Source organism: Bradyrhizobium sp. CCBAU 11430 (genome assembly GCF_028128855.1).
GTDB lineage: Bacteria > Pseudomonadota > Alphaproteobacteria > Rhizobiales > Xanthobacteraceae > Bradyrhizobium > Bradyrhizobium ottawaense.
Genome location: NZ_LBJV01000065.1, coordinates 115,848 through 124,995, shown reverse-complemented (window position 1 = coordinate 124,995; position 9,148 = coordinate 115,848). Strand labels below are relative to the sequence as shown.

The 9,148-nt window shown below is 64.9% G+C and carries 9 protein-coding genes; 6 read left to right on the top strand and 3 right to left on the bottom strand.

The annotated features are described in order from the left end of the window. Positions 1-80 precede the first annotated feature (80 nt). The 3 genes from XI04_RS24725 (at position 81) to XI04_RS24715 (ending at position 2,503) form a co-directional block, all read left to right on the top strand. Positions 81-296 carry a hypothetical protein gene (locus XI04_RS24725; RefSeq protein WP_081494253.1) on the top strand — a complete coding sequence of 72 codons (216 nt, stop codon included), beginning with the start codon at positions 81-83 and terminating at the stop codon, positions 294-296. A 134-nt stretch (positions 297-430) separates the two neighbouring features. Then, entirely contained in the window at positions 431-1,492 is a 1,062-nt protein-coding gene (locus tag XI04_RS24720; protein WP_271609148.1) for a glycosyltransferase family 4 protein, read from the top strand. 12 nt (positions 1,493-1,504) lie between these two features. Continuing rightward, the gene (locus XI04_RS24715; RefSeq protein ID WP_038970221.1) at positions 1,505-2,503 is read left to right on the top strand and encodes a L,D-transpeptidase family protein; all 999 of its coding nucleotides are present in this window, start codon (positions 1,505-1,507) and stop codon (positions 2,501-2,503) included. A gap of 38 nt (positions 2,504-2,541) precedes the next feature. On the opposite strand, the gene XI04_RS24710 is transcribed toward XI04_RS24715, so the two are convergent. From XI04_RS24710 to XI04_RS24700, 3 genes are all read right to left on the bottom strand, one after another. After that, positions 2,542-2,958: a cupin domain-containing protein gene (locus XI04_RS24710; RefSeq protein ID WP_028144786.1), complete on the bottom strand. Its 417-nt coding sequence runs from the start codon at positions 2,956-2,958 to the stop codon at positions 2,542-2,544. Positions 2,959-3,008: 50 nt separating this feature from the next. Beyond that, positions 3,009-3,752 carry an SDR family oxidoreductase gene (locus XI04_RS24705; RefSeq protein ID WP_095424221.1) on the bottom strand — a complete coding sequence of 248 codons (744 nt, stop codon included), beginning with the start codon at positions 3,750-3,752 and terminating at the stop codon, positions 3,009-3,011. Positions 3,753-4,112: 360 nt separating this feature from the next. Next, positions 4,113-5,189 carry a methyl-accepting chemotaxis protein gene (locus XI04_RS24700; protein WP_271609149.1) on the bottom strand — a complete coding sequence of 359 codons (1,077 nt, stop codon included), beginning with the start codon at positions 5,187-5,189 and terminating at the stop codon, positions 4,113-4,115. A gap of 273 nt (positions 5,190-5,462) precedes the next feature. Here XI04_RS24700 and recJ point away from each other — a divergent pair, with 273 nt between their 5' ends. From recJ to XI04_RS24685, 3 genes are all read left to right on the top strand, one after another. After that, positions 5,463-7,304: a single-stranded-DNA-specific exonuclease RecJ gene (gene recJ, locus XI04_RS24695; protein ID WP_038946684.1), complete on the top strand. Its 1,842-nt coding sequence runs from the start codon at positions 5,463-5,465 to the stop codon at positions 7,302-7,304. Positions 7,305-7,395: 91 nt separating this feature from the next. Then, entirely contained in the window at positions 7,396-8,205 is an 810-nt protein-coding gene (locus tag XI04_RS24690; protein ID WP_271609150.1) for an SDR family NAD(P)-dependent oxidoreductase, read from the top strand. 95 nt (positions 8,206-8,300) lie between these two features. Next, the gene (locus XI04_RS24685; protein WP_028144781.1) at positions 8,301-9,098 is read left to right on the top strand and encodes an aldolase; all 798 of its coding nucleotides are present in this window, start codon (positions 8,301-8,303) and stop codon (positions 9,096-9,098) included. Positions 9,099-9,148 lie beyond the last annotated feature (50 nt).

The window sequence follows — 9,148 nt, the reverse complement described above, 5'->3', positions numbered from 1 at the left end:
GACTTTCGGGAAAAACTGGAAACTTCCGCCGTCGCGACGAGTTGGCGTCCCATGAACATCTTCACGTCGGAGCTGGGAACATGGTCGACGACGGCCCGCTACGAACAGCGGTCGATACCGCATGGTGCGTGTACCGCGCGCGGCATCGCGATGTCGATGCTGCCGACGGCCGTCGCTGCCTGCTCGAGCGCCATCTGCGAGGGAGACGGGAAGCGCGAGAGAGCGACGGCGACGCCCAGGAACTCACGGGTTTCGGGCTTGCCTATCTCGAGCGGCTTTCCGATGACTCATGTTGATGTCGCTTGAGAGACTCCTGTGCCGCCTGGCGCGCGCAAGCGCCAGACCGGCTTGGACGTTGCTCGCGATTTCGAACCTCCTGTCCGCAGCCATCGTGCTGATCGTCCGATCAGCGATATAGCGGCCGGCTATCATGCGCATCGCTCAGCTTGCTCCCCTGGCCGAAAGCGTCCCTCCAAAGCTCTACGGCGGCACCGAGCGGGTAGTCGCCTGGCTGGTCGACGACCTCGTCAAGCTTGGACACCACGTCACGCTATTTGCCAGTGGCGACTCCCGAACGACCGGCAAGCTTCACCCGGTATGGCCACGCGCGCTGCGACTGGGCCGAAAGGGCACGGATCCCGGGGCGGCCAGCGCGATGCTGCTGGAAGCGATCGCGAAGCGGGCGAGGGAATTCGACGTGATCCACGCGCATGTCGACTGGCTGCCACTGCCGCTGCTCACTCGCCTTGGCGTGCCGTTCCTCACGACCACGCACGGCCGCCTCGACCTGCCGGGGTTACCGGACGTGATCCGGCAATTCCCCGAGGCAAGCTTCGTGTCGATTTCCGATCACCAGCGCTTGCCGCTTCCCGATGCGAAATGGATTGGAACGATTCAGCACGGATTGCCGTCGGAGCTGTTGCGCCCCTCCTATGAGGACGGATCCTATCTGGCATTTCTTGGTCGTTTGACCGCCGAGAAGGGGCCGGAGGACGCTATCCGGATCGCGCACGCGGCCCGGATGCCTCTCCGCATCGCCGCAAAGATCCCACGCGCCGAGACCGCCTACTTCAGGAAGCACCTCGAGCCCCGGATCGACGGCGAGAAGATCCAGCTCATCGGTGAAGTCGATGACGTCAAAAAGCAGGCCTTCCTCAGCGAGGCGGCCGCGCTTTTGTTTCCGATCGACTGGCCGGAACCTTTCGGGCTGGTCATGATCGAGGCGATGGCTTGCGGCACGCCCGTGATCGCCTACCGTTCCGGCTCCGTCCCTGAGGTGATCGAACACGGTGTGACCGGCTTCATCGTCGAGAACGAGGAGCAGGCGGTCAAGGCCGTCGACGAACTGGGCAAGCTGGATCGAAGGAAGGTGCGTGCCCGCTTCGAGGAACGCTTCACCGCACGCCGAATGGCGCGGCAGTATGAACAACGGTATCGCGAGCTGGTTGCCGCTGCAGCCCCAGGGTTCAACATGCAACCGCAGGAAACCTGAAAGGAGGCGGCGATGTCCCTGACGAAAACGGGGCAGATTTGCATCTTACTTGTCTTTGCCCTGGCGGCCCCGCCAGCGTTTGCTGCCGAGATGTCGGCGGATGCCGTCAATTCTGCCCAGCCAACGAAGAAGAGCCTTTCGAATGAGAAGCCGACCCCGGCGGGCGTGCGCTTGCAGGTCCTCCTGGATCGGGCGCACTTCTCGCTAGGCGAGATCGACGGCAAGTTCGGAGAGAATGCCAGGAAAGCGCTGCGGGCCTATGCGGAAGCGCAGCAATTGCCGAGTTCCGATACCCTATCGGACGATGTTTGGAAGGCGCTGCAAGCGGATGACCGGCCGGCGACCGCGACCTACACCATCGCCCAGCAGGACGTGGCGGGTCCTTTCCTGACCAGACTCCCGTCGAAGATGGAAGACATGAAGGACATCCCGAAGCTCGGCTACACCAGCCCGCGCGAAGCGCTGGCCGAGAAGTTTCACATGAGCGAGCAACTCCTGGAGATGCTCAACCCCGGGCGCCATTTCGACCGGGCGGGCGAGATTATCGTCGTGGTGAACATTGGCAACGAGGGCAATGGTGCACCTGCCAAGGCCGACAGGGTCGAGGTCGACAAGGTCAGGCAGACGGTAAAGCTGTTCGATAAATCAAATGTCATGATCGGATTCTATCCCGCGACGGTCGGAAGCGAAGACAAGCCTTCGCCTTCGGGCACGCTCAAAGTCACGGAAATCAGCCGCAATCCGTACTATCGCTATAATCCCGACTATCACTTCAAGGGCGTCCGTTCCCGCACACCCTTCAAGATCAGGCCTGGTCCGAACAATCCGGTCGGCACTGTCTGGATCAACCTGTCGGCTGAAGGCTACGGCATTCACGGCACGCCTTCGCCGGGCAAGATCTCCAAGGCGGAATCTCACGGCTGCGTGCGTCTCACCAATTGGGACGCCGAACGCGTCGCGGCGAGCCTGTCGAAAGGCACGCCAGTCGTTTTCGTCGAGAGTCCCAATTGACGCTGGTGGCAATCGCCAGCCAGCCTGCCGGTCTGGCGCTACTTCGCGAGAGGCGTCGTCAGCTGCTTGTCGGCCGTATCCACCACGAACACGGCCAGCAGCTTGGCAGGCTCGGTATCGCTGGCGTTCGCGCTGATGCCGTGGCGGTCGCCGGGGCTTTCGGAAAAGTTCTCCCCCTTTTGAAAGACCTTGGCCGGGCCGTCATTGACCTGACTGCGGATCGCGCCTTCCAGGACGGTGGCGTAGATGAAGGCGGAGGGCGCGTGGATGTGGGCCGGCGACGAGCCCCCGGGACCATATTCGACCAGCACGCCCTTCATGCTCTTGCCGGGGACATTTGGCAGCGCCTGGTCAAATACGACGGTGACCTTGGCCGATGGTGCTGCCGTCTCGGCCGCATGGACCGTCAGGACAGACGCGGCGTAAACCGCCGTTGCGATCAGCAATCTGCGCATGGGATTTCCTTCATTGCCGTTTCTTTATTGATTGCGGGACTGGCGGCCCCTCAGAGGCGCGCGAGCCATGTTGCGAGCGGCGTCTTCCCGAGCCGAGCCTCGCCGAGCGGGTTCAGCGATGTGTCCTGAATGGAGGCGCCGTAATATTGCGCTTTTGGGTCGCCGACCACCGTACGGCTGTCGCCGGAGGCTTTCTGGCGGCGCGCGACGAACTCATTGAAGGGAGCCTTCTCGGGGCCTGCGATGTCGATGGTGCCATTCAGCGGCCGCCCCGTTGCGATCTCTGCGAGGCAATCGACCACGTCGTCGGCGGCGATCGGTTGAAACAGCGCCGATGGAACGACGATCTTGTCTCCGGCCGCTCCCGCCTCGCCAATGGCGCCGAGGAATTCGAAGAACTGCGTGGCGCGGACGATAGAGTAGGGGACCGCGGAGGCCTTGACGATGGTCTCCTGGGCGAGCTTGGCACGGAAATACGCGATGTCGGGCGAGCGGTCGGTCCCCACGATCGAGAGCGCGACGTGATGCTTGACGGCTGCGGCGGCCTCGGTCGCGGCGAGATTTCGGCTCGAGCGCTCGAAGAACTCGAGCACGGCGGCGGGCTCCCAAGACGGCGCATTGGCCACGTCGACCACGACATCCGCGCCGGCCAGCGCCGCCGCGAGGCCTTCCCCGGTCACGGCGTTCACACCTGATTTCGGCGAGGCCGCTACCGCGTCATGGCCCCGCTGCTTGAGCTTCGCCACGAGCTTGGATCCGATCAATCCGGTTCCGCCGATCACGACGATCTTCATGGCATGTCTCCTTGGCATGTGACGAGCGCGAGATGGTTAGCCAGGGCGGACTCGCTCACGTCGATTAACGTGATGCGAGGCGACTCTATTCGATCACGGACGCGGGCCTCTTGCCTGTAACGGGCGCGGCTTGCCGGAAACTGCTTCAGAAGCCGGGGGGCGATGTCACAAAACCGCGAAGGGTCGTTCCCTCATGCCGCAAACACGATCTGCGATGCTCGCAGATTGCCCCTGTTTTGCCCGACGTGTCAAAATGTTTGAGAGAACGAGGAAGCAAGCCCAGCTGAAAACACCAATGAAAGCAGCCCTTTGGCTACTGTGCATGGGGTTGTTTTCGGGTTTTTGAATCGGCCGGCTGTCTCACGCCCCGCAGACGATCACGCCGTACCAGCCGAGCCCGCGATAGGTCTCATAGCCCGGGGTCGCATGGAACGCGACCAGGGCACCCGAGCGGTCATGGTAGAAGCCGGAGCGCTGGCCGTTCAGCGAGATCGAGATGCGCTCGCTGAGGATGCCCTGGCCGTCGGACGCCGCGATGATGCGGAAATTCGAATCGACCAGCAGGACGCGGGCCTTGTCGCTGTCGCCGACGCGCACGCCCTGCACGATGGCGCGAGCCTGCGCCTCCCAGTCGAAGTGGATGGCGAGCACGCCAATCGGGGCGCCGTGGGCCTGACCGCCGGCTCGGACGCTGGCGCAATAGGTCGCCACCTGCGCATTGCCCAGCAGCGGCTGGTTCTCGACGTCGCCGGCGACGTAGTCGTCACCGGAGCGCAAGGTTCGCGCCTCGCGAAACCATTTGGTGTGGGCGACGTTCTGGCCGACCACGCGAAAGCGGTCGGCGCGGCCATTGGCGATGACGTTGCCGTCGAGGTCGCAGAGCCAGAGATCGAGATAGACGGTGTAGGCGCCGAGGATCACGCCCAGGCGCTGCGAGGCGTGGGAAATCGCTGCGGCGGTCGGCGAGGCCGCGCAATCGACCACGGCGGAATCGGTCGCCCACCAGCGCACATCGCAGGTGCGCTCATAGAGGTTGCGGTCGATCAGCTCGATGGCGTTGAGCGACAGGTCGACCATCCGCTCGCCGCGCGAGCGCTGGCTCATGCGGTCGATCGAGGCGACGAGATCGCCGGTGCGTTTGGTCAATTGGCTTTCGAGCTCGCGCGCGATGGTCTCGACCTGCTGGCCGACGCCGCGCACCTCCTGCGCCACCACCGCAAAACCCGCGCCCTGCGCGCCGGCGCGCGAGCTCTCGATTAGCGCGTTCAGCGCCAGCATCTTCATCTGGTTGGTGATCTGTTGGATCGACTTGGTCTTGTCGACCGCGATCTGGTTGACCTCCGCGGTGAGGCGGTTGATCAGCGCGGAGATGTCGGAATCATCGTCAGCGGGTTCGGTGGCGATCGGCTTGGCTTTCAGACCCAGCGCAGCAGACATCGGGGATTTCCCTTGGCAATGAGGTCTGATCTGCAATGAACCCGGAACAATCGCTTACAGATCGAATACGATTCTTTTTCGAGGATTCCGCCTAACGCCTGCTTAATTTGCTGTTCCGCCGAATGCCCAAATGATAGTCAGTCGGCGCAGCAAATCGGCAATCCACCGCTTTGTGCGGCGCGGAGATTGCAAATCCCTGAGGATTCCGGGTCAATCGTCCTGCAAGCCGGACCGATACCGTCGGCTCCGGGTTCCTCAAACCAATTGCGACCCATGACGCCGCCTGCAACCGCCTTGCCCGTCGAAGCGCCCCAGGCGTTTCTCGGCGTTGCGCGCTCGCTGACCGACAAGCTCTGGCGCGACCGGCTGGATCCCCGCGGAGCGGCCCAGGCGCTCGCCATGGTGCAGCGGCACCAGCTTCCCGAACTGCTGGCCCGGGTATTGGCCGGCCGCGGCGTCGACATCGACGCAGTCGCCGACTTCCTCGATCCGACCATCCGCAAGCTCCTGCCGGACCCCTTTACCGTGACGGAAATGGAGGCCGCGGCGAAGCGGATCGCGGACGGCGCGGCGAAGGGCGAGAAGGTCGCGATTTTCGGCGATTACGACGTCGACGGCGCGACCTCGGCAGCGCTGCTCGCCTGGCACCTGCGCCATTGCGGGCTCGATCCGCTGATCCACATTCCCGACCGCATTTTCGAAGGCTACGGGCCCAATGTCGAAGCGGTTCGTGGCCTGGCGGCAAAGGGCGCCACGCTGCTCGTCACCGTCGATTGCGGCACCACCAGTATCGAGCCGCTCGCCGAAGCAAGACGGCTCGGCATGTCCGTGGTCGTGATCGACCATCACCAGGCCGGCACCGAGCTGCCGGAGGTTGACGCGCTGGTCAATCCGAACCGGCTCGATGATCTCTCCGGCCTCGGCCATCTCGCCGCTGTAGGTCTCGTGCTGGTGACGCTGGTTGCGGTCAACCGCGAGCTGCGTCAGCGCGGCTTCTGGAGCACGGAGATGCCCGAGCCCGATCTGCTCGGCATGCTGCATCACGTCGCCCTCGGGACGGTTGCCGACGTCGCGCCCCTGATCGGCCTCAACCGCGCTTTCGTCGCCAAGGGGCTGATCGCGATGCGGCGCCGCGACCATGTCGGCCATACCGCGCTGATGGATGTGGCGCGGCTCAACGGGCCGCCGGAGGCCTGGCATCTCGGCTTCATGCTGGGGCCTCGCATCAATGCCGGCGGTCGCATCGGCCGCGCCGATCTCGGTGTGCGGCTATTGCTGGAAGGCGACAGCGTCGAGGCCGCGCGGATCGCCGCCGAGCTCGACCGCCTCAACAGCGAGCGCCGCGTTATCGAGCAGGCGGCCGAAGCGCAAGCCGAAGCCGAGGCGCTGGCCTCGATCGGGCTCGAGGACAAGCTCAGCGTCATCGTCACGGCGTCCGAAGGCTGGCACCCCGGCGTCGTCGGCCTCGTGGCCTCCCGGCTGAAGGAAAAGTTCTCGCGGCCCGCTTTCGCCATTGCTCTGGAGCCAGGCGGCATCGGCACCGGCTCGGGCCGCTCGATCGCGGGCGTCGATATCGGCAAGGCGGTGCGACAGGCGGTCACTGACGGCATTCTGCTCAAGGGCGGCGGGCACGCGATGGCTGCGGGCGTGACGCTCCGCAAAGAGAAGCTCGCCGAATTTCGCGCCTATCTCGAGAACGCGCTGGCGCAGGACGTCGCCGAGGCGCGCCACGTCAACGAGCTCTATATCGACGGCGCGGTCTCCGCGCGCGCGGTGACGACTGAGCTTGCGGCGACGTTGAACCGTGCCGGTCCGTTCGGCAGCGGCAATCCGGAAGCCGTGCTGGCGCTGCCGGCACACCAGCTCGTTTTTGCCGACGAGGTCGGGCAGGCGCATCTGCGTCTGCGCTTCAAGTCGGGCGATGGCGCCATCGTCAACGGCATTGCGTTCCGCTCGATCGGCCAGAAGCTCGGCAACGCGCTGCTCGCCAACCGCGGCCAGCAGCTGCATGTCGCCGGTTCGCTTTCGGTCGACCGCTACCAGGGCGTCGAGCGGGTGCAGTTCCGCGTCATCGACGTCGCGCTACCGGACCAGGGGCCATCCGTGATTAGATGACGCAAGATCTGATGCGACAAACGCGGAACGCGTTTGCGCAGAGATCATGCGTAAAAGATAACGGCCTCAAACAACAAAAAAGGGAGTGAACATGGCAGGGCAGGTTGAGGGCAAGGTCGCGCTGGTGACCGGCGGCGCCTCGGGTATCGGCGAGGCCATCGTCGAGCTGTTCGCGCGCGAGGGCGCGACCGTTGTCATCACCGACATCGATGAGCTGCGCGGGCCCGAGCTCGCCAAGCGCGTGACGAAAGCCGGCGGCAAGGCGGTATTCCTGGAACAGGACGTCACCAGCGAGGAGCGCTGGATCGATATCGTCGCCGAAATCGCCAAGCTCTACGGCAGGCTCGATATTCTCGTCTCCAATGCCGGCATCGGCATCGCCGTGCCATCGATCGTCGACATGACGCTCGCCGACTGGCGCAAGCAGAACGCGATCAATCTCGACGGCGTGTTTCTCTCGGTCAAGCATTGCCTGCCGCTGATGCGCAAGCATGGCGGCGGCTCGATCGTCATGATGTCCTCGCTCGCGGGCCTGCGCGGTTCGCCGGGTCTGTCCGCCTATTCGGCGACCAAGGGCGGCGTGCGGCTGTTCGCCAAGTCGATCGCGATGGAATGCGCGGCGGCCGGCGACGGCATCCGAGTCAATTCCGTGCATCCCGGCATCATCGATACCCCGATCTGGGGCAAGATCCCGACCGGTGCGACCGGCGCCGGCCAGAACGCGCCGATCGATCCCGAGGAGCGTGCCAAGGTCGTCACGCCGCTCGCCCGCGCGGGGGAGGCGGTGGAGATCGCCTCAGGCGTGCTGTATCTGGCCTCCGATGCCTCGCGCTACGTCACCGGCAGCGAGCTCGTCATCGACGGCGGCATGAATGCCGGCGGCGTGCCGCGGCGGGCCTGAGCCGCGCAGGGCAGGGTGGCGGTCGCAGGGGCTGACGCGCAGGCGCAGCCCCTGTACAAGACGGCAGCTTTCGACCGACAGAGGTGTCCTTCGCCATGGCGCACAGCCTCCACGCTTCCTCACCCGCGTCAGCGCCATTCCGCTCGAACCGGCCGGACCTCGCCACCGATGCAATTCGCACCGCACGCGAGGATCTCGCCGCCTGCTTCCGCATGGCCGCGCGCAACGGTTTTGAGGAAGGCATCTGCAACCATTTCTCGGCCGTCGTGCCTGGTCATGACGATCTGTTCCTCGTTAATCCCTACGGCTACGCCTTCCGCGAGCTGACCGCGTCCAAGCTGCTGATCTGCGACTTCCACGGCAACGTGCTCGACGGCGAGGGCGTGCCGGAGGCGACCGCGTTCTACATACATGCCGAGATGCACAAGCGCCTGCCGCGCGCCAAGGTCGCGTTCCATACCCACATGCCCTATGCGACGGCGCTGTCGATGACCGAGGGCGATCCCTTGATCTGGGCCGGCCAGACCGCGCTGAAATTCTACGGCCGCACCGCGGTCGACCGCGACTACAACGGCCTTGCGCTCGACAATCGGGAGGGTGCGCGCATCGCCTCCGCCGTCGGCGATGCCGACATCGTCTTCATGAAGCATCACGGCGTGATGGTGCTGGCGCCCACCATCGCGGAAGCCTGGGACGATCTCTATTACCTCGAACGCGCCGCCGAGGTACAGGTGCTGGCGATGTCGACGGGCCGCAAGGTGCTGCCGGTCGATCCCGCGATCGCGGCCGAGACCTACAGGCAGATGCGCGAGGGCGATTCCGAATCCGCGCGGCTGCATCTCGCCGCGATCCGCAGGCAACTGGATGCCGAGGAGCCGCAGTACCGGCATTGAGGCAGGCTGTCATTCCGGGGCGCGCCACTCGGCGCGAGCCCGGAATCTAT